The organism is Paenibacillus sp. GL_099_B (assembly GCF_057835695.1).
Genome location: NZ_CM174430.1, coordinates 3,151,069 through 3,172,166, shown reverse-complemented (window position 1 = coordinate 3,172,166; position 21,098 = coordinate 3,151,069). Strand labels below are relative to the sequence as shown.

Genomic DNA, 21,098 nt, shown 5'->3' with positions numbered 1-21,098 from the left:
TGAACATTCTACACATCCACCTTATCCTGTAAGCTTAACTATTCCGTTGGTGGAGTGATGGGCAACGTGACAATAAAGGTCGTTCCCTGACCAGGTTCACTTTCCACTCGGATGTCCCCTTGATGAAGCGATACAATCTGTTTAACGATAGCAAGTCCCATACCACTGCCGTCATACTTGCGACTGTGAGAACGATCCGACTTGAAAAATCGTTCGAATATGCGCTTCTGGTCTTCAAGGGGGATACCGATACCTGTGTCGGAGATTCGAATAGTCACGTTCTTGATATCCTGCTTGGTGCTGACGTGAATTACGCCGCCATCCTTGGAAAATTTAATACCGTTGCTGAGAATATTCGTCCATACCTGGTTCAGCTGGTCGTGATCAGCCAAGACTTTAACTGCTTGGAGATCGAGCTCAAAGTGAATGTTGCGAGCAGACCATTGTGGCTGGAGAGTTACAATGACCCGCCTGATCTGTTCATCCAGGCTAAGTGTGCTAAGTCGTGGTTGCTGTGATTGCGATTCAAGCATACTCAGCTTGAGCAGATTATCGCTCATTTTGGACATCCGCTTCGCCTCGGCGATGATAATCTCAAGATATCGGCTTCGTTCTTGCTCTGAGAGGTTTACTTGTTTCAGTGCTTGAGCATAACCGGATATCGAAGTCAGCGGAGATTGAACCTCGTGTGACACATTCGTTACGAATTCCCTGCGCATCTGCTCCAACTGCTGCAAATCATGCATCATTTCTTCGAAACTGCGCGCCAGTGTGCCCAGTTCTCCGGTTTGCTTGATATTCAGCTTGACGTTGAAATCTCCAGCAGCGATCCGCTTCGTTGCTTTTGTCAGTTTTTTGATCGGTCTAACCAAAAATATGGAAGCAATCAGAATGATAATACTTCCTGCAATCAATGAACAGGTTGCAAAGATCGAAGCCCATTGGACGACAAACAAGGAAGAAGGTGGAGCGAGCGTCTCAAAAAACATTGCTTTCGCTCCCATTTCCGTTTTCACCGGCAAACCTAGTAGAACTGTTGCAATACCGTTCGGATTGTCCTGGACTACGCCTCCATCTAACACTTTCTTTAGTTGCTCTTTCGTCACCGTGGCCGATTTATGTCCGTTAAGCTTTCCATACGACTGGAACTGACCCGTTGCATCGTAAATTCGAATATGATATGAATTCAGTAGCTTCATTCCACTCACGAACGATTCTGCTTCACTTAATGGAAGGGTCTTGTAAATCTGCACGACATCTTGGCCGAAGTTACGTATGTTAATTTGAGCATTTTCATTCAATTGATCTTCGAATATCATCGTGGACATAAAAAAAGAAATGACTGTGCCGGCGATGACGGAGACCAGAAATGTCAGGACCACACGGATATATAACGATCTAATCATTCGTAAACCTCAAGCCGGTACCCCAGACCTCGCACCGTTTCGATCCGAAAATCGGGTGTTGTTGCGAATCGTTCACGCAGGCGTTTAATATGTACGTCTATCGTTCGATCATCACCGGCGTAATCAATACCCCAAATTTGATCGATCAATTGCTCACGTGTATAGACTTGTCCGGGTGTTCCAGCGAGTTTATAGAGCAATTCGAACTCCTTCAGCGGCAACGTAAGCGACTCTGTTCCGCTTGTCACCTTGTAGGTTTGTCGATCCAGGATGACGTTGCCGAAATGGATCGTCTGCGTGGAGCCGATTTTGTACCGTTTCAGTAATGCTCGAACACGAGCCGTGAGCTCCAACGGATCGAACGGTTTCGTCAGATAATCATCGGTTCCCAGTTCGAATCCCTTCACTTTCTCCCAGGTCTCCCCTCTCGCCGTCAGCATGAGCAACGGAAGATCAGGATTGGCTCTTCGTAGCTCCTTGCATAACGTCCAACCATCCATGATAGGCATCATGATATCAAGCACAACAAGATCGACATGTGTTGAGCCGTAAACGGTCAGTGCCTCCTTGCCATCCGCAGCTTCAGCCGTTTCAAATCCGTCATTTCTCAAAAATAAACAGACGAGTTCACGAATGTTCGGATCATCGTCAGCAACTAGTATTGTAGGCATTTGTTTCCTCTTTTCCTGTTTCCATGTCATGTAGTCGTAATCATTATACTATTATTGAATTTGTAAAAAGCAAGAAGCACGTAAGAAATTTAATCACGCCATCCCCTCAGAATGCTCTGCATCCCCGACTTGTTATGAAGAAACTGTTTCACACGAGAGCCATTGGCACCAGATGGATGAGGGAATCCCCATAAAATCTTCCCTTCATCTACCCGATGTTCATCAAGCAATTGATGTAGTACAGCCTCCACCGACTTTCCTAATGGAATAATCAGAGGATGCTTTAACTGTTCCAATTCAGGCAGAAATGACTCAAGTACAGCTCGATACAAAAATTCACTTTGAGGAATGGAAGGCTGATGTCCATTGTAATTTTGCTTATTCACCAAGACTGGATATCGAATCAGAGAAGTTGTATGTAACAATGTACAATCTGCTTCAAATAACCTTTGCACATGGGGCACACTTACATATTCATGCAAGCCGATTTCCTGGAGCATTAGAATCAAATTGGTACGCATGGAGCCGGCCATTCTTGCCGCTATTTTGGCTTCTTTACAGGCTTGCTCATATGATTTGTGTGCTTTCAAAGCCTGGATAGCCGTTCTATAAGCAATCTCCATCTGCTGCCAACCTGGTGTGATGCCCACAAGCATGACTTTTGCGGAAGGATTGATATATTCATTATGTGGAGAATAGAACATCTCCACCTCTCCTGAAGAGCTTAATTTCAGATCATTCATCAGCAGCTCTGCTTTGGAGTACTTTGGTTGTAACGGGTATGAATTCATCACATCAATCAGACGCTGTTGTTGAGTGGGAGATATCAGCATATTGCTCACTCCTTCCGGCATTATGTATTGGCTACCCTGCAGATTATCGCTTATATACCTTATTTTGTACAATAACAGCCTAATTAATTGAGATAAAAAGGGTAATTGACGGACAACGTCCATCAATTACCCTTTTTATTATTATGAATGGACCGGTAGTTGTACAGTAAATGTCGCACCTTCTCCCAACTCACTGAACACAGAGACAGTGCCATCATGCATCTCCACAATTTTATGCACGATGGAAAGGCCGAGCCCACTGCCGCCCAAGGCACGTGTACGGGATTGATCCGCTTTGTAGAACCGTTCAAATATACGAAGTTGATCCTGCTTTGTGATTCCGGGTCCACTGTCAGTAATACGTACACTGACCTTGCCTTCAGTTTGTGTAAGGAAAACATCAATTTTACCGCCTTCTGGCGTGAACTTGATTGCATTATGAATCAGGTTGATCCACAACTGAATCATCAAGTCCTCATCAGCAAAGATTTCAACTTCTTCCAGCTCTACATTCATATCAATTTTTTTGTCATCCCATTGGGGTTCGCAGGCCAGAACCAGGGTCACCAGCTGCCGATCCAATCGGTAAGATGTTTTATGAGATGCGTGATCGGATGAATCCAGAACGGCGAGTTTCATTAAATTATCACTCAGTCTGGACAAACGAACACATTCCGTCTCAATGATCGTCAGATACTTTTCCCGTTTCTCCTGGTCCATATCTTTATTTTTCAGCGCTCTGGCGAAGCCACTGATTGACGTGAGCGGTGATCCGATCTCATGTGATACATTGGAGATGAATTCCTGACGCAGATCTTCCATCACTTTGAGATTTGCCGCCATGTCATTGATGCTTTCAACCAACTGGACAAACGGGTGGGGATTTCTCTGTCTCCCGTTTCTATTGGCAAATTCCGCATCCAGATTCACACGAAAATCGCCCCGGGAAATACTTTTCAATGCCTGAATCATCTCATTAAAAAATTCATACTGCCTGCCTTTAACTAGCGGACCGATGATTGTAATGCATATTCCAAAGAAAATGAACCCGAGCATGGCATTGATCAGAAAAGCAAGCAATTCATGCGGTTCCCATGGGATAAAGGAATACACATATCTCGTAAGGTAGAAAGCTGCTGTCCAGCAGGCAAACAGGGCCAGAGATACCAGAATGACGTTTCTGGCAATATGAAGAAATCCAGCCTCCTGCTTCATTGCCTTACCTCTAGGCGATAGCCCAAACCTCGCATAGTACGAATGCCGAAAGCATGCTCTTCCTCCGGAAACCGTTCACGAAGTCGCTTGATATGCACATCAATCGTTCTCTCGTCCCCTTCGTAATCATAACCCCAGATCTTTTCGATTAACTGATCACGGGTAAAGGTTTTGCCAGGGTAACTCGCAAGGGTGAATAGCAGTTCAAATTCCTTGCGTGGCAACACAATATCCTGATCACCTTTCTTGCACTCAAACGTATCACCCCGCAGGACCAGTTCACCAAGCAGGATCACTTGTGAAGTCATAATCCGATATCGTTTCAATAAAGCCTTCACCCGTGCAACCAGCACCAGCGGATCAAAAGGCTTCACCAGATAATCATCCGTCCCAAGGGTAAAACCTTTGATGATCTGCGAGGTTTCCCCTTTTGCCGTTAACATCAGCAGCGGCAGATCCGTCTGCTGCCGCAACTGGCGGCAGAGTTCCCATCCGTCCATGCCTGGCATCATAATATCAAGAACGACGAGGTCGACCTTATGGTCAGCGAGTAATCGCAGTGCATCCAAACCGTCAACAGCCTCGATTACGTGCAAACCCTCCTGCTGTAAAAAATGTCCAACCAGCTCTCGGATATGCGGGTCGTCATCAACGACCAATATGCTTGTCAAAGTGACCACCTCCATTTTTTCAACCTTGCCTTATACTCCACATCCTGTCAAGAAAAAGACCTTATACCATTAAGGCATAACATCTCTTTCCTGACATGCTACACTTTTTTAGCAAAATATGATGATTTCCAATTACGTTCTGCGCATATATGCACGTACTGTCAATGGTGCAAAAATAGCTACAATAACCGCAGCTCCGGCAAGGCTAGTCACCAGATCTGTGCCCATTGTCCCTTGATTCGCCAATTCTCGTACAGCCGAGACCAAATGGGATATCGGATTGACATTGACTACCCACTGAAGCCAATTCGGCATCGTATCTACCGGAACGAAAGCGTTCGAAGCAAAGGTGAGCGGAAACAACACAAGCATGGAAATCCCTTGTACACTGGACGCTGTACGTGCAATAACACCGAGAAAAGCAAAAATCCAACTGATGGCCCAAGCGCACACAATAACCAGCAATCCTGCCATGGCGACATGACCCAATCCACCTGCAGGGCTATATCCTAATAAATATCCAATTGTAAAGGTAAGGAATGTTGCAATGGTATAGCGGATCGTGTCTGCCAGCAATGCTCCGGCCAGTGGCGCAATACGTGCTATAGGTAATGATTTGAATCGGTCAAATACCCCTTTATCCATATCCTCACGCAATTGCACACCAGTAACGACTGAGCTTGTAATTACCGTCTGCACAAGTATACCCGGAATAATGACCAACAAATAAGCTTGAATATTTCCCGAGATCGCACCACCAAAAATGTACGTAAACATCAATGTGAAAATGATTGGCTGTAGCGTAACATCGAATAATTGCTCTGGTGTTCGTCTAACCTTCAAGATCCCGCGATAAGCCATCGTTAAGGAATTCCGGACGGTTTGCCCAAAGCTTGTGTATTTTCTCAGCTTACGGCTTGGGTTTTGTTTCGCTATTGTATTGTTCATACTTGCAACTCCTCCACTGCTTTTGATTCTTGAGACGTATGAGACGTATGAGACGCATTGCCACTCGCATCTTGGCCCGTAATGGTAAGAAATACTTCATCAAGTGTAGGTTTCTGGACACTCATCTCTGCCAGATCAATGCCTGCGGAACGGAAGGCAATCAGCAGATCTGCTGCAATATTCGCATTTGCCATCGGTGCAGTAATCTTCCCTGCTTCCGCCGATACGCTGGATTCTGTGCGAAGGATCTGCTCCACAATCTGACGGGCGTGTTCAATCCGTGTCGGTTCCTGGATGCGCAGTTGAAGTGATGCAGTGCCAACGGAGGCTTTCAAATCATCCACTGTGCCTTCGGCCACAACATGGCCCTGATCAATTACGGCAACACGATCGGCCAGTTGATCCGCTTCATCGAGATATTGTGTTGTCAGAAGCACCGTTGAACCGGTCTTGACCAACTGGCGAATCGTATTCCACATCTGTGCACGTGTCCGTGGGTCAAGTCCAGTTGTCGGTTCGTCCAAAAAGATCAGCGGCGGCTGAGCAATAAGGCTTGCTGCCAGATCCAGACGGCGGCGCATGCCTCCCGAGAACCCTTTGATCGGACGTTTCGCCGCCTCCGTCAAGCCGAACTCTTCGAGCAGCTCAGCAGTCTTGCGTTTCGATTCTGCACGGCCAAGACCCAGCAGCCGTGAAAATATCATCAAATTTTCGTTGGCACTAAGTGACTCGTCAACCGATGCGTATTGTCCTGTAAGTCCAATTAGCTGGCGTACGATATGTGACTCCTTCACCACATCATGTCCAAATATTTTGGCTGATCCTCCATCGGGCCGAAGCAGCGTGCCCAGCATCCGAATGGTTGTTGTTTTCCCTGCTCCATTCGGGCCCAGTACGCCATAGATCGTACCTGCCTTCACGTTCAGATTCACACCATCCACTGCACGCTTATCTCCAAAGATTTTTACAAGCCCCTCTGCTTCAATGGCCCAATCTCCAAGTTCATTACTTGTTGTTCTTTGCTGTATGTTTGTCAATTGTGGTTCCTCCCATATCGTTTATAGGGGAAGAATATCGTACTTTTATGAACTGAATATGAATGGAATCGGAAAGTTTTCAATTTCAAATCACAAAACCCCGCCAAGGTCCAAATGGACACCGGCAGGGTTCGAATCGGATTATAATACTCTAATTTGCAGGTTTGATATCAAAGAAGTCCAGTTCTCCATATCCTTCACCTTTGGAGAAGCGAATTTTGTTCACACCAGCCTTTAGCTGAACTCTCGCTGTAGACAGTCCCCAGTTCTCCCATCCCTTGTTCGTAATGTAGAAAGGACTGGCTGTGCCTCCATTCACACTCAGCAGCAGGTTGGACCAGTTGCCGCCTGCTGTGCCATTCGCTGTCCTCGCCAGGAGAATATATGTGCCCGCAGTTGCTGCATTGACGTTAAATTCTACATAGCTGTCCGCCGTATCGATATGACCAGCTTTCATGCCGCCTGAACCAGAAGGACTCTGGGATGCATAAGCGATCCCACCAAAGGTTCCCTCTTCTCCTTCATATCGAACGATTGACTTTTCTCCCGAAGGTAGAGCAATAGGTACGTTGGGATTCACCGGTGTACCCAAATTCGGTGTATTGTCGGCATTCCAGGTGAACTTCTGTAAGCGGATCTCACGATTCCATCCGGAATTATTGAATTTCGCTGTGTGGTACATGATCCAGTCCTCAGTCCCGTCAGGTGATTTCGTAAAAGAATGATGACCCGGACCGTACAAGCCGTTGCCGGATTGGAAGATAGGCTGAGTGCGCTTGCTCCAGGATGCCGGATTCAGCAAATTGCTTGAGGCGTTAGCGGTAATAAGCCCCAGACAATAGTCGTTGGTCCAACTGCCACTTGCCGAGTACACTAGACTGATGATACCGTTTCGAACGATCACCTGCGGTCCCTCATTTACATTCGGGGAATGATTGGTTTCCCAGGCGTAGGTTGGTCGTGCAATTTCCACGCGATTTGAATCGATAGTCCAGGGATTACTCATTTGGGCAATGTACAGATTTTGCCTTACATTCGTATCTCCTTCCCAGCCCGACCAGATGAAGTAGAGCTGTCCGTTCACCTGTAATACCGTCCCGTCGATAGCCCACTTGTTGTTGGGATCCGTAATCTGTCCTTTGTATTGCCAGGTTCCCTGTGTGGGATCAGCTGATGTATTTTCCATAACGTACATGCGGTGATTTACGTTGTCTCCACTATCCTTGGCATAATAGATGTACCATGCACCGTTGATGTAATGAAGCTCAGGGGCCCAGATGCCGCAGCAGCCGGTATTAACAACTGTGGTTGGAGCCGCATCAATGGTTGTTAATTGAGCTGACTTCCAGATGGTAACATTACCACCTGTTGTTTTAGTGAAATAATAGAATCCGTCTGTGTGCTTGTATACCCATGGATCAGCTCCATCCTGCATCACCACATTGTAGAAGTTATTCTGAACGGTAGCTGCATGCGTCGTCTGTCCCATTGGGAAAATAAGAAATGCACATAAGGCCAGCAACAATTTGTTCCTGTAATTCATTATTTTCATCTACAGTCACGCTCCCTATAGGATTATGAATCATGCGCGCTTCTGAAGTTCAACGTTCAATCTTCGATGGCAGCCTTGCGGGAATTAATGCGACGAATCGTTTCCGGATTGAATTTGGGACGCCGGTCATAGGTGTAGAGTCCATTCACTTCCTGTTCCACATCATATAGCTGGGTATAACAAAACCCGAACATCTTTGGATGGTCCAGCAGGACATTGGTTAGTCCCTCATAACGTTTAATAAAAGCTTCTTCGGATTGTGGTCTGTCTCCGTACCCCCAAGCTTTTTCATCTTGCTGATCCGGATTCCACCAGATGCCACCATACTCGCTAATAAAATAAGGCTGTCCTTCATACGTCTGCCGCTCCGGAAAGGTATTGAACACTTCGCCGCCGCTTTTCATCGGTTCATATCTGGCCCGGAACGTTTCCGGGTTCTGATCATAGTCATGCAAATCGAAGATATCCGTCACTACATGAAAGTTACCGCTGGTATCAATGACTGGACGTGTCGGGTCCATACGTTTAGTCATCTCATAGACAATGCGGAGCACGTCGTTATCCTGCCGGGTTCCATCACGATCCCACGTTTCGTTGAACGGACACCAGCCGATAAGCGATGGATGATTGAAGTCACGTTCCATGCCTTCCATCCATTCCGGCAGGAACCGCGCGAGACTTTCGGTCGTTGTGATATCCTGTCCCCAGTTGGCGTGTTCTCCCCATACCAGGTATCCAAGCTGATCAGCCCAATACAGGAAACGTGGCTCAAACATCTTCTCGTGCAATCTGGCTCCATTAAAGCCAAGCTCCATGGAGATCTCAATGTCCTTGCGCAGATCCTCGTCGCTGGGTGCCGTGTAGATCCCGTCCGGGTAAAAGCCCTGATCCAGCACAAGCCGCTGAAAAACAGACTTCTCATTGATGCGGAATGCCATGCCGTCCAGCCTCACTGTCCGCAGTCCGAAATAAGTGGCAACCGTGTCGCTGGTCTGATCCTGCCCATGCAGCTTCAGTTCCAAGTCATACAGTTTGGCATTCCCCGGCTCCCATAAATGGATTTCGGATAATGGGACGGTAAGCTTCACAGCAGGTCCATGAACAACCGCCGTTGCCGATCCAACATCCTTGCCGTCAAAGCAGGCAGTTGCAGCCAGTTCCCCTCCAGCAGCGTTACCGCATATCTTCACGTCCAGGTGCACGCATGCATTATCCGGATCAGCCGCGACTTTCATGTCGGAGAGATACACCTCTGGCACCTGCTCCAGCCATACCGTTTGCCAGATGCCGGTAGTCCGCGTGTAATCGCAGCCATGTGAGTGGAATCGTCCGCTCTGTTTGCCTCGCGGCTGAAGTCCAGAACGCACATCGTCTTCCGCATAAACCGTGACTACATTCGTTCCCAATGAAACATGGGATGTGATATCAAAATGGAATGGCGAATAGCCTCCCCGATGCTTGCCAACGGCTTTCCCGTTGACCCAGATCTCGGCTTCGTAATCAACAGCGCCAAAATGAAGCAAAATGCGTCCATTCATCCAGGTATCCGGGATTGAGAATTCCCGTTTGTACCATACTGCTGCCATAAAATCGGTATATGCCACCCCTGACAGCTTACTCTCTGGACAGAACGGAACAGTGATTGTTCCAGAGAGGGGATGTTCGGACTGCTCATAACCGCGTTCTTTCCCACTTTTGCCATGATCCATTTCGAACTGCCAAGTTCCGTTCAGATTGATCCAATGGTTACGCACCCACTGAGGGCGAGGGTATTCCGGGCGTGGTGTCAGTGTCATCTTGTCTTTATTCATACGTAAATCACTCCTATTAGCCTTTGATTGAACCGATGTATACTCCTTTTACAAAGTACTTTTGTAGGAAAGGATATACCATCAGTATTGGAATGGTGGACACAACAATGGTGCAATATTTGTTCTGTATTTGAATCAAAGTATAATTACACAATAATTAGATGTCAACGTTTTCAATTTATTTTCTTGTAATAAAATACGTCTGGTATTCTTGCTTACTTTCCCTTCAAACAGCATGAGAAAGTTAATTATTCACTGGGAAACTCCATTAAAATGCTGTTTCAATGCGGTAAAACCCAGTTTGAAGCCAACATATTTTTTACTTTCTTCGCCTAATTACAGCATGCGTTTTCACCAAAGTATTTATATGCTTTGCTTTTTAATTACAAAATAATTGTAACTATAGGCATACCTATCCACTATTCTCGAGTCTTATGTCTTACTCTCCCGATGGAATTTGAAGCGCATGATCATCGCTGAAAGGCACACCAAAATCAGGTGTTCCATCCCTGTTCCATTCAAATTTTTGAATGCGCGTTGCCCGTAAACCGGTATCTGCACCCGGCGCAGGAAGGGCATGAAATACGATCCAGTCTTCCAGACCATCCGGTGATGTAGTAAAGCTGTTGTGTCCTGTGGCATATACACCATTTTCCATACTCTTCCGAAAAACAGGCTGCGGGGATTTGGTCCATGATGAGGCTAGCATCGGATCATCTTCTTCATTCATGGTCAACATGCCAAGTGCATAATCTTCCGACCAGGTTGTGCTGGCCGAGAAAATCAGAAAAACTCGTCCATTTCGATGCAGCGTAACCGGGCCTTCATTAATCGCCATCCCGCCTTGCTTTTCCCAGGAAAGGGTCGGCGCTGTTAACAGCACATGGTCACCTGTAAAAGAGTAAGGGTTAGACATCCGCATTATATAGATCGCTGACCCATATTCCGGAAAATGACCGTAGCCTGCGTACAGAAAATAGAGTTGACCATCCAGTTTCAGCACGGTACCATCCAGACCAGGGACAGGAGTGTCCAGGGCCCCCTTCCATACCCAATCGCCATCCATGGGATTCGAGCTTTCATTCTCCAGCACGCAAATCCGCCGTGAATCGTCCCCTCCCCCATCATTGGCCGTATAGTATATGTACCATTTTCCGTTCAAAAAATGGATTTCTGGTGCCCACAAATGATGGCTGAAACGCCCGCCAGGCTCCGGTGACCAGATGATTTTCCGATTGCCTTCGTCAATGTGAGATAATCGGGTGGACTGAATAAGCTCCAGGTAATTGGAGCGCGTACGCATAAAATAATAATGACCATCGGAGTGCCTGTAGACCCAAGGGTCTGCGGATTGCAGTGCCACCGGATTACAAAATGTACTGGTTGTCATCTCTATTCTCTCCCTTCATGTCGTGCTATTTTCTATTATCTGGCAGGATTTGTTTGCAGACAATTGTGAAAACGATTTAATTCGGTTGTGAAAAAAGACAACCTTCAAGCGATTTCGTCGGTCGAAAAAAAACATCCTGGAGACGGTTTTTCCTGTTGAAGTTTTACTGAATGCTTTGCATCCGCCATTCCAGTGGGGTAACCCCGACAGATCTGACAAAATAATCATAAAATCGGCTGGACGAAGTGAACCCTACTTCCGAAGATATCATTTCAACCGCTTTGTTGGTTTGTTGTAACAGCCGTTTGGCTTCCATTACACGAAGATTGATAATGTATTGCTTCGGAGAAACCCCCACCGATTCCGTGAATTTCTTTCGCAGATTGCTTTCTGACAGGAAATGTCGAGAGGCCAATTCACTAACTGTAATCGGCGTGTAGTATGCCGAATGAATCTCTTTCAGGACTTCCTGAATGATACCTTGACCGGTTGGATCGATCACAGGATGAGGAGCTTCGATTGAGCAATTTCGCTGGAACAGTAGCAGTGCTGTCTCCAGCGCTAGACGTATTAAATGATTGGAGTCAATGCTCCGCTTGTCTTCGGACCGCCACTCCTTCTCCAATTCGGATAAACTGATATCTGCCCAGCGAAGACTATCTTGATTGAGATGGGCAAGCTGAATGCGATTCCTCTGATGGTCCTGCCCATTGAAGAGATATCGACAATGCACGGGCAGGTAGTCATGATAATAATGCACGGAAATGCCCTGCCATGGCTCGGTACACACATAACCGTGATAAAGCCCTAGCGGGATCATAATAAGGTCACCCGCAACTACTTTGACATTCTGCTCTGGTGAACTGTAATACCCTTCTCCATCCAGTATAAGTGTCAATTCATCATAAGCATGTGAATGGGACTTGAATATACCTTCACCCTTCTCCAGATGAAACAAGTTCGGTTTAAAACGCTCGATACTCACGATACATGAAGTACCGTTATTTGGCATATCTCGCATCCTTATCACCCGCATTCATCGTATACCTTACCTGCATAATAATGTTCTGTTCATGATCCCCGAACTCATCGCCAAACAGGTTAATGCCTCCCTGATGCCTGGCATCCGGATGGATTCCAATGCGTAATCTTAACTTGGGTTTATCCTCAAGATGAAGATCTGACAGGGATACATCCGAAATTTTCTCCTTGTCCAGCGTGGTCATGTTGTCGTCCACACGCCACTTTTTGAGAATGCCGTATTGTGTGGAACCATCAGACCACCATGCCGGATTAAGTTTACCTCGGCGGTCGCCCAAATCTCCGGGACTAGTCCACATCCCGATCTCAGTGCCATTCACCCAAACGGAAATATCCGAGGGCCAATCATTGTTATAGGTTGCTACTTCAGAACAGATTTCCATGGACAATTCCAAAGCTTCAATCGTTGCACCTTGCGGAATATCCATCGGAAGCAGATATTCCAGATAACCTTTTGCCAGCCAGATGATCTGAGCATCAATATGCTTAGGATGATAGAAGCTTGCCGGGTCGTCTTCCTTCAGAATCATGTCCTCCGTGCTCGCCATGCCGCATGTTGGCGCGACTTCACAGTCGCTGTAATGTCCTATCGGCATCTGTACTTCATAGACATTTGTATCCCGTGTGGGAAAGGAAGTCACTCGATCCAGGGCGATATGAATATCATCATAATTGCGGCTGCAAACCTTCATGGCCCCTCGAGAAGCTGGGAGCATTTCCGTATGTATTAAATTGGCTGCCTCCAACACTTTAATATGGTTGGCTACCGTTGACACCGGCAGGTTAAGTGCTTCGGCAATTTCGATAATGTTTAATTTGTTGGCATTAAGAAGCTGGAGAATGTCAATCCGGGAACGAGTCGACAGGGCATGGGTTACAGTTACCAGTTTTTCCGGGTCGTTAAAGCTGAGTTCCAGCACGTATTTGCTCTCCTTTGGAAAATATTAATTAAAATAATTCTACTTAATAACAGGAATAAACACAATGTTGCCATGTTCCATCCTGCTTGCGAAAGAAATCATTTGAGAACATTTTCCACGTAATCTTTCCTATAGTATAGGCAATGAATAGAAGTAATCTGCATTTCTTGCATTTCTTGCGAAAGGAAGGTTATACGTGATAAGTGAAATCAACAGTTGGATCAGGCATATTGCTTCTAACTATATATTGATTATTGCGGCAGCTGTCATTTTCTTCGCAATTAAGGCTGTGATTGGTTTCTATACCTACAAGCATTACAACAAACAATTGGACCATCTGCACCATAAAGTCGATCTGCTCATCAAGGAACAGCAGCGTCTCGCTCAGCAGTTTTCCGTTCCCAACGGAAACAGCGACATGTCGCAAAAAGAAGACCACTTCGAGTCTTCATCGCAAACTCCTCTAATGTGATCTTCTCATATAATATGGAATGGATGCTCTTGTAAGTCCCTCTCTACTCTGTTACGTAAACAGCTGTTTTATCATACGTATGATCATTTGCCAGCTTTAGCATAAATTCAGCCAAATTACTACGGGACAGCTTCAGTTTGCGTGAGTTATCCCCATGAATCTCTGCCTCATGAATATAGTTTCCATTGTGTGCATCCGATGTAAGAACCGGAGGTTGGATCAAAACCCAATTGAGCTTGCTGCTGGTGATGATTGCATCCTTTTCCCTGTGATCACGAAGCAAGTTCGTCATAAATGTGGGGATGATGTACTTGTATAAAAAGCCCAGTTTCCCTGCGTCTGGATGAACACCGATAAAGGATACGTGAATGAGTTTCCCGGTATCGTTATTCTCCGCCGCCTGAACGATGTTCTTCATGGCATCGATCAAGGGCAAGTCCCTTCTGAACATTCCTTTGGCACCCAACACAGAGAAAACTGCGTCATATTTCTCCTTGCTCAGCACATCGTTGATATCCGAATAACGGGTTGCCTCACCCTTCTCCACTCTCAGATTACGAGGCGATACACTAATCTTGGATGGATTTCTGACAAATGCAGTAACCGTATGGCCCGCTTCCAGCGCTCGTAACATCAGTTCATTTCCTGTTCTTCCGGTTGCTCCAAAAATAATGATATTCACATACTCACTCCCCTTTGGACGATTCGTTCTGAAATTCATTAAGAAAGGCTTCAATATTACCAAAAAGTACTCTAAGCTTCGAAAAATCACTTTTCGTAATATCCAGAAAATAAAAATTCATGGTGCCTTCCCGACTTACTTCAATAAGATTTGCATCTTTTAATATCTTCAGGTGATGGGAGACCGCTGGACGAGATAAATTTGTCTGTTTGGCCAGATCCCCCACACGGATTCCCCGATCACTGTCTATTTCACTCTGAATTAATGCCATAATAATGGATTGACGTGTCTGATCTCCAATAGCAACCAGTGCTTGTAGACAATCGTTGAATTCACTTGCCAATCTTTTCATGCGATCCTGTTTAGCCACGAACCTTCCCCTCTGTCAAATGGTTTAATTCTACGAACCATCCTAGCACAAAAAACAACTAAATAATCATTGGGAAAGATAATCGAGACGAATGAACAAGATCTCCGTTTATTGAAAATGAATATAGCCGGGCCAGACATTTCTGGAAAATACCTTGAACGTTATAAAAGCCGTGATTGTTTGTTGTTAAACATCCAATCACGGCTTTTATATATTGACTGTATGATATTAATCTTTCTCCTAGTGCACAATCTTCACAGGCAAGTACGTCAGAGACTGGCCTGGAGCCGAGACGGTAAGGTTATTTTCCAAATCAAATGATTCAACCGATTCGATGAAAGGTACCCTTTCTACAAACGCGGTCAAAGCAACACTTAATTCCATTCTCGCCAGTGGAGCACCCAGACAGAAATGCGGACCATTCCCAAAGGTGAGGTGTTTTTTGTTATTAGGACGGTGAATATTCAAGTCGAACGGATTTTCAAATATGGTTTCATCCATATTCGCCGCACTCATCCAGGAGATAACGACATCCCCTTTTTTCAATTCTACACCCAAGAGATCATTATCCTTCTTAACAGTCCGATGTCGCTTGGCATTATGGAAGCGATAACGAAGCATCTCTTCCACCGCAAGTGGGATCAGCTCAGGGTTCTCTCGTAATTGCACATACAGGTTGGGGTCATCATAGAGAAAAGAATAAAATGTATTAGATACCATGTGACTGGTTGTTTCGATACCAGCACCGAGCAAAAGCATGGTGGTTCGAACAATCTCATCATCGGAAAACTTCTCGCCGTCCACATCCACTTTCAACAGATCTGTAATGATATCGTCGCCAGGCTGAGTCCGTTTCTGAACGACAATAGGGTACAGGAACTGGTAATACTCCTGTGCTGCGACCTGCTTTTTCAGTTCCATTTCCTCTGCATTTTCTCTATTGGCGGGTTGAAACAGAATATCTACCCAACTTTTGAAGCGGTGGCTGTCCGTCAGCGGTATGCCCAACAAATCAGACATAACCATGGAAGGCAATGGTGCTGCCAGTGCTTGCACGATGTCGATCGTTGTATTGAGCTCGATATCCTCCACCAGTTGCTTCGCAATGTTCCGAATCCGTGGCTCCCAGTTTTTCAGACTGCGTGGTGTAAAAGCAGCTGAGAGCAACGAACGGCTTTTTTGATGACGCGGAGGATCTATGCTCGAAATATTCATTTTGTCCGGCGGTGTGCCTTCCTTGTTTTTAGCTCCGACTGAAATGGTTGTTCTTGAGCCTTCGGATGAAAAATATTCATGATTGCTTAGTACCTGCTTGACATCGTCATATCTGAACACATTCCATGTGTCCGTATCCTCATGATAGTAGACAGGTTTCTCTGACAACATTTTCCGAAACCAGTGAAGAGGAAAAAACTCTTCCGATCTGGACTGGAAATTGGTAATATCGTGAACACGAATCACTTCTTTGTACATCCAGTACACCGCCTCTCGAACTATTTTATCCAAAGGAAAGAGGGATTTCTTCCATGCCTCTGATAATCATCCCCAGCGCCACTTCAGTTCTTCGCCTCCCTTTGATTCCTCCTTTGTTGGCACATGAATTGACAGTTCAGCGCACAACCAATTTTATACTAATCGTATATTATTTGGAATGAAACTTTCGAACTATATTCATAATCTGGATAATTCAAGGTATATTTTTATACTATTCGTATATTTAATGACGAGAATTAAGTTCTTAAGGGTTATGTACTTTTGGGCAAAATAAACAAGCTCAAGAAATGAAAACATCATTAATCTGGGATTACAGATAGACAGGGATGAACATGTCTAAACCTCATACGTAGACCATATGGTTTACTATGGTATGCTTGAACACTAGACTCATTCTTTGCACATCGGGGTTACGTTCGGGAGGGATACAGTGAATTGGATACGTCCAGTGAATAGAGGAGAATCTGTCTTTAAAGTTAAAAATAATCGCATTATCTACTTTGCAAAATTATCTATTCCACTTAATGCCCTTATCGCAGTTGGAAAAATACTTTTAGGAATCTTTACGCTCTCCTTCTTTTTATGCATTAACGCCTTTTATAATATTGGCATCGCTGTTGCCAAGTATTACGCAGCAAAAGCACATGAGGACTCGAATCTTGATGATTCCAGCCCGGAGGAAATCCTAAAAAAACAATACGCGGCATACCGATTTATAGGCAATATTGTGCTCGCTTCAAGTACGGTGTACATCATTTATTGCAGTAAGTTATTATTCGTTACAGGCAGCAAAACACATTATCCTCACTATGTCGCCTTCATCATAGCTGCCGTTACTTTTACCGAAATCGCGGTATCTCTTGGGGGCGCCATTATGGCGAGACGGAATAATGAACCGGTCATTGAAGCCATCAAACTGACGAACTTCTCTTCATCATTGATCTCACTTTCATTAACACAAACTGCGATCATGTCATTCTCATACAAAGGAGATCCTACATTTTACAATGGACTGTCAGGCATCATTTTTGGTGCTCTGGCAGCACTCATCGGGCTGTATATGATATTACGAACTCCGACAGGAGATTAGCCCATTTATAGTCTGTTGAAAAGACATCTGCGTATAGTTGAGTCTGACTATAGCTGGATGTTTTTTTGTTATATCAAGTCATTGTAAGAATAAGCGCGAATTAAAGAGAACTGTTTGGCAAGGAAATGCGGTGCATAGGGCATGTCATTACGAAGCCAGGATACAATGGTACCAATCAGAGCTGAGGAACTGTACCAGATAGCGATTTCCTTATGAATACCCGCTTGTGAAAGAGAGCTTCCCAGCTCCAAGCTTTCGATCTTGGCCGAAACGAGTGTCGTTAGTAATTTCATGAGCCTCTCCGTAAAAATGGGGGTTCGTCTGGAAGCGAGAACGACGCGATAGAATTTGGAATGTTCAGCAAAGTGTTCAAGCAATTTCACAAGCACTGGCCAACCATCGTCTTTGGCAGCATCTTCAAATTGAGGAGCATATTCGTCCACAATTCGTTCAATGTGCTCGATCATCTCGTCCGCCATTTTCTCCATCATGTCTGTGATGTCCCGATAATGCAGATAGAAGGTCACACGGTTGATCGTCGCTCGTTCTGCAATCCGGTTGACGGACAATTTCTCGATGTCCATTTCCTGCAACAGATCTACAAAAGCATCACGAATCAACTGTCTTGTGCGAAGTATACGAGGATCTGTAGAAGACTTCTTTTCGTTTTTCATACAATATCACTCCTCAAATTTTAAAAATTACAATTTTAAATGATCAGTCGTTTATTTCCGAATTAGACGACATATTTTATTATTTCGTAAAATAAGCAACGAAAATACCCAAAATCGTAAATTGTAATCTTCGGGAATATGTATATAATTCAATAGATACAATGTAAACTATACAACACGTTGTAAATTTAGTCACGTGTGGATTGAAAGGATGGAATGGATTGAGCCAGGCTAGATTAAAAGAAAGAGATGACGTAAAAAAGGGCCCCATACTGTTTGTTATGATTTTGGGTGCATTTCTTGCCACATTGAACCAAACCGTTATGAGTGTGGCAACTCCGGAGCTGATGGGTGATTTTAATATCTCGGCAGCAACAGCCCAATGGTTTACGACAGGCTACATGCTGGTGAATGGTGTACTCATTCCTATCACGGCCTATTTCATGCAACGCTTTTCGACACGGCAATTATTTCAAGCTTCGATGTTTATTTTCCTCATCGGTACCATTATATCTGCCCTTGCGAGTAATTTCGGTACATTGTTGACAGGACGTATGGTTCAAGCAGCCGGTGCTGGTATTATCATGCCATTGTTAATGCATGTCATTCTTACCTTGTTCACTCCTGAGAAAAGGGGCGCCGCGATGGGGATGGTCGGCTTTGCCATCATTTTCGCTCCAGCGATTGGGCCAACCCTTGCTGGATATATTCTTGAGAACTACACATGGCAAACGATGTTTTACGGGATGATCCCACTAACCGTTATTGTTATTGGTTTTGCGTTTGTATATCTCAAAAATGTATCGGAACGAGTCAATCTCAAGTTCGACACACTCAGTGTGTTACTGTCCACGATTGGATTCGGCGCATTGCTGTATGGCTTCAGCCGGGCAGGAAGTCTGGGATGGTCAAGCGCAGAAGTAATCATATGCATTGCAGCAGGAGTCATTGCTCTTGGACTGTTCACATGGAGACAACTCGCGTCTGCAAATCCGCTGCTCGATCTGCGGGCTTTCAAGTATAATATGTTCTCACTGACAACAATCATTAATATCGCGATCACGATGATCATGTATGCTGATATGATGTTGCTTCCTTTATACCTCCAAAATGCACGAGGTTACACAGCATTGGAGTCCGGATTATTATTGCTTCCAGGGGCGCTTGTCATGGGCTTCCTGATGCCGATAACGGGTAGATTGTTTGACCGGTTTGGCGCAAAATGGCTGGCAATTATCGGGATGGTTATCACGATCGTAACCACCATCGGTTTTATCGATCTAACGGATTCTACTAGTTATACCTACCTTGTATTAATGTCAACAGGTCGTCGAATTGGTATGGCCCTGCTTATGATGCCTATCCAAACGGCAGGTTTGAATCAACTGCCACCAAGACTAGGACCACACGGTACAGCAATATCCAACACCGTCAGACAAGTAGCTGGCGCTGTGGGTACTTCATTGCTCGTAAGTGTAATGACCAGCCGCACAACAGCACATGTTCAAGATATGGTTGCAACGGGTGCAGCCAAAGGCTTAACCCAGCAGCAGTTGGGAATGGAATCCATGATCCAGGGAATTAATGATGCTTATGTTGTCATTATCGGCATTGCCGTTCTCGGATTGCTACTTTCCTTCTTCATCAAACGTACCAAACAAGCGACGGAGGAAGACTCCAAGCAGCCTGCAAGACAAAAAGTCTCGATGAATACAAATTAAAAATAGCATTAACATGAATTGCATTATGTAGGGTCTATTGTATCTTATATAAAAAGCGGCAGATCAGGACACTAAGCTTTACGTCCAATCTGCCGCTTTTTTTGTGGTGTATTACATAATATAAATGAACAATTTGCCTGCACACGTAAGTAAGAACAGCTGCGTTAACTCGTTCTCTCCATGAGGATCTGCCTGAATTGTTCGAGATACGATCTGCAATCTTTGACAATCCTGTTTGCCTCACACTGAAGAGAAGACGATTCAAATTCCGTTTGAAACGCCTGTAGCGTTACTTCCAACATGGAGATATTGATCTCTTTCTGCTCAACTAAAACAAGCAGCCCTTTGGTCAGTTCTTTCGCTTTAATAGGTACTTCCAATTGGAGAATAGAATGACTGAATTTCTGAAGACCTGCAATCAGGTTATTTTTATCCAACACTATTTCTTTGGAATCAGGAGCGATCATCAAAAGACTTGGAAAATCAATAATATGCTCTTGTCTTTCCAGCATGGAACGAAGCAAGATTTCAATGTAGTTCAGGATTTTGGGCACAAGATAGTTCCAATCCGGTTGGTCAAGATGGAAGTTTCTCCACATGTTCGAGATTTGATGGATCATGCCAAAACCAAAAATAGCCCCTTCATAAGCAAAAGGTTTTAATTCTTTCCCAAATACCTGTACCAGTCGTTCAGATAACCAATTTAACTGCATGCGAGTCAAATTTTTCAGATCGCATTCTCCAGAGTAGAAGCCTGTCCAGAATAGCTCCACAACAAGCTTTTTTTCTGGCAAAATCATCGGCACCATAATCTGATCCACCAGTAAATCAAAATCGGAAGCATAGCTTTGGCTCTCCAAATCTTTGCGAATCATCATATCTTCCTGTACACGTTGCTCCAGAATAGCAAGAATACAATCATCCTTGGAACCAAAGAATTTATAAAATGTTCCTTTGGACACACCTGACTTGTCTAAGATCATTTGTATGGAGGTGTTCGTTACTCCATGTTTCTCAAAGAGCACAAGCGCTGAGTCCAATAACATTTGTTTCCGTTTATTCATAAGTTCCCCCTGGATGATTTAGGTGGTTCACGTTAC

The 21,098-nt window shown here is 44.9% G+C and carries 20 protein-coding genes and 1 pseudogene; 3 read left to right on the top strand and 18 right to left on the bottom strand.

Annotation, left to right across the window (positions count from 1 at the left end; genetic code table 11):
* Positions 1–38 precede the first annotated feature (38 nt).
* The 13 genes and pseudogenes from AC3ITG_RS14640 to AC3ITG_RS14580 form a co-directional block, all read right to left on the bottom strand.
* Positions 39–1,406, bottom strand: a complete 1,368-nt coding sequence (locus AC3ITG_RS14640; protein ID WP_489254164.1) for a sensor histidine kinase — start codon at positions 1,404–1,406, stop codon at positions 39–41.
* Positions 1,403–2,077 (bottom strand): response regulator transcription factor, encoded by a 675-nt coding sequence (locus tag AC3ITG_RS14635; RefSeq protein ID WP_094938571.1) that lies wholly within the window; start codon positions 2,075–2,077, stop codon positions 1,403–1,405. Before AC3ITG_RS14635 ends, AC3ITG_RS14640 begins: the two co-directional genes overlap by 4 nt.
* A gap of 89 nt (positions 2,078–2,166) precedes the next feature.
* Positions 2,167–2,910: a hypothetical protein gene (locus AC3ITG_RS14630; RefSeq protein WP_489254163.1), complete on the bottom strand. Its 744-nt coding sequence runs from the start codon at positions 2,908–2,910 to the stop codon at positions 2,167–2,169.
* A gap of 141 nt (positions 2,911–3,051) precedes the next feature.
* The gene (locus AC3ITG_RS14625; RefSeq protein WP_489254162.1) at positions 3,052–4,125 is read right to left on the bottom strand and encodes a sensor histidine kinase; all 1,074 of its coding nucleotides are present in this window, start codon (positions 4,123–4,125) and stop codon (positions 3,052–3,054) included.
* Positions 4,122–4,796 carry a response regulator transcription factor gene (locus AC3ITG_RS14620; RefSeq protein WP_489254161.1) on the bottom strand — a complete coding sequence of 225 codons (675 nt, stop codon included), beginning with the start codon at positions 4,794–4,796 and terminating at the stop codon, positions 4,122–4,124. The genes AC3ITG_RS14625 and AC3ITG_RS14620 overlap by 4 nt, the downstream gene beginning before the upstream one ends.
* 132 nt (positions 4,797–4,928) lie before the next feature.
* The gene (locus AC3ITG_RS14615) at positions 4,929–5,744 is read right to left on the bottom strand and encodes an ABC transporter permease (RefSeq protein WP_489254160.1); all 816 of its coding nucleotides are present in this window, start codon (positions 5,742–5,744) and stop codon (positions 4,929–4,931) included.
* Entirely contained in the window at positions 5,741–6,772 is a 1,032-nt protein-coding gene (locus AC3ITG_RS14610; RefSeq protein WP_489254467.1) for an ATP-binding cassette domain-containing protein, read from the bottom strand. The genes AC3ITG_RS14615 and AC3ITG_RS14610 overlap by 4 nt, the downstream gene beginning before the upstream one ends.
* A gap of 160 nt (positions 6,773–6,932) precedes the next feature.
* A complete protein-coding gene (locus tag AC3ITG_RS14605; protein ID WP_489254159.1) occupies positions 6,933–8,333 on the bottom strand; it encodes a family 43 glycosylhydrolase in 1,401 nt (466 codons plus the stop codon).
* 56 nt (positions 8,334–8,389) lie between these two features.
* On the bottom strand, positions 8,390–10,144 hold the full coding sequence (locus AC3ITG_RS14600; protein ID WP_489254158.1) for a glycoside hydrolase family 2 protein: 1,755 nt from the start codon (positions 10,142–10,144) through the stop codon (positions 8,390–8,392).
* A gap of 16 nt (positions 10,145–10,160) precedes the next feature.
* Positions 10,161–10,265: pseudogene (locus AC3ITG_RS14595) on the bottom strand (carbohydrate ABC transporter permease); the annotation flags it as partial.
* Positions 10,266–10,583: 318 nt separating this feature from the next.
* Positions 10,584–11,534 (bottom strand): glycoside hydrolase family 43 protein, encoded by a 951-nt coding sequence (locus AC3ITG_RS14590; protein WP_489254157.1) that lies wholly within the window; start codon positions 11,532–11,534, stop codon positions 10,584–10,586.
* A gap of 163 nt (positions 11,535–11,697) precedes the next feature.
* Complete coding sequence (locus tag AC3ITG_RS14585) at positions 11,698–12,546, bottom strand: helix-turn-helix transcriptional regulator (protein WP_489254156.1); 849 nt, start codon at positions 12,544–12,546, stop codon at positions 11,698–11,700.
* On the bottom strand, positions 12,536–13,495 hold the full coding sequence (locus tag AC3ITG_RS14580; protein WP_489254155.1) for an ArsR/SmtB family transcription factor: 960 nt from the start codon (positions 13,493–13,495) through the stop codon (positions 12,536–12,538). The genes AC3ITG_RS14585 and AC3ITG_RS14580 overlap by 11 nt, the downstream gene beginning before the upstream one ends.
* 196 nt (positions 13,496–13,691) lie before the next feature.
* On the opposite strand from AC3ITG_RS14580, the gene AC3ITG_RS14575 reads away from it, so the two are divergent.
* A complete protein-coding gene (locus AC3ITG_RS14575; protein ID WP_489254154.1) occupies positions 13,692–13,967 on the top strand; it encodes a hypothetical protein in 276 nt (91 codons plus the stop codon).
* Positions 13,968–14,010: 43 nt separating this feature from the next.
* On the opposite strand, the gene AC3ITG_RS14570 is transcribed toward AC3ITG_RS14575, so the two are convergent.
* The 3 genes from AC3ITG_RS14570 to AC3ITG_RS14560 all read right to left on the bottom strand — a co-directional run bounded on the left by AC3ITG_RS14570 (position 14,011) and on the right by AC3ITG_RS14560 (position 16,492).
* Positions 14,011–14,649, bottom strand: coding sequence for an NAD(P)-dependent oxidoreductase (locus AC3ITG_RS14570; protein ID WP_489254153.1), 639 nt, complete (start codon positions 14,647–14,649; stop codon positions 14,011–14,013).
* A 4-nt stretch (positions 14,650–14,653) separates the two neighbouring features.
* A complete protein-coding gene (locus AC3ITG_RS14565; protein ID WP_489254152.1) occupies positions 14,654–15,019 on the bottom strand; it encodes an ArsR/SmtB family transcription factor in 366 nt (121 codons plus the stop codon).
* 240 nt (positions 15,020–15,259) lie between these two features.
* A complete protein-coding gene (locus AC3ITG_RS14560) occupies positions 15,260–16,492 on the bottom strand; it encodes a cytochrome P450 (protein WP_489254151.1) in 1,233 nt (410 codons plus the stop codon).
* 451 nt (positions 16,493–16,943) lie between these two features.
* On the opposite strand from AC3ITG_RS14560, the gene AC3ITG_RS14555 reads away from it, so the two are divergent.
* Positions 16,944–17,603: a hypothetical protein gene (locus AC3ITG_RS14555; RefSeq protein WP_413378395.1), complete on the top strand. Its 660-nt coding sequence runs from the start codon at positions 16,944–16,946 to the stop codon at positions 17,601–17,603.
* 68 nt (positions 17,604–17,671) lie between these two features.
* Here AC3ITG_RS14555 and AC3ITG_RS14550 read toward each other — a convergent pair whose 3' ends face one another.
* On the bottom strand, positions 17,672–18,277 hold the full coding sequence (locus AC3ITG_RS14550) for a TetR/AcrR family transcriptional regulator (RefSeq protein ID WP_413378392.1): 606 nt from the start codon (positions 18,275–18,277) through the stop codon (positions 17,672–17,674).
* 281 nt (positions 18,278–18,558) lie between these two features.
* Here AC3ITG_RS14550 and AC3ITG_RS14545 point away from each other — a divergent pair, with 281 nt between their 5' ends.
* Entirely contained in the window at positions 18,559–19,998 is a 1,440-nt protein-coding gene (locus tag AC3ITG_RS14545) for a DHA2 family efflux MFS transporter permease subunit (RefSeq protein WP_489254466.1), read from the top strand.
* 164 nt (positions 19,999–20,162) lie between these two features.
* Here AC3ITG_RS14545 and AC3ITG_RS14540 read toward each other — a convergent pair whose 3' ends face one another.
* On the bottom strand, positions 20,163–21,062 hold the full coding sequence (locus AC3ITG_RS14540) for a TetR/AcrR family transcriptional regulator (protein ID WP_489254150.1): 900 nt from the start codon (positions 21,060–21,062) through the stop codon (positions 20,163–20,165).
* Between the last annotated feature and the right edge of the window lie 36 nt (positions 21,063–21,098).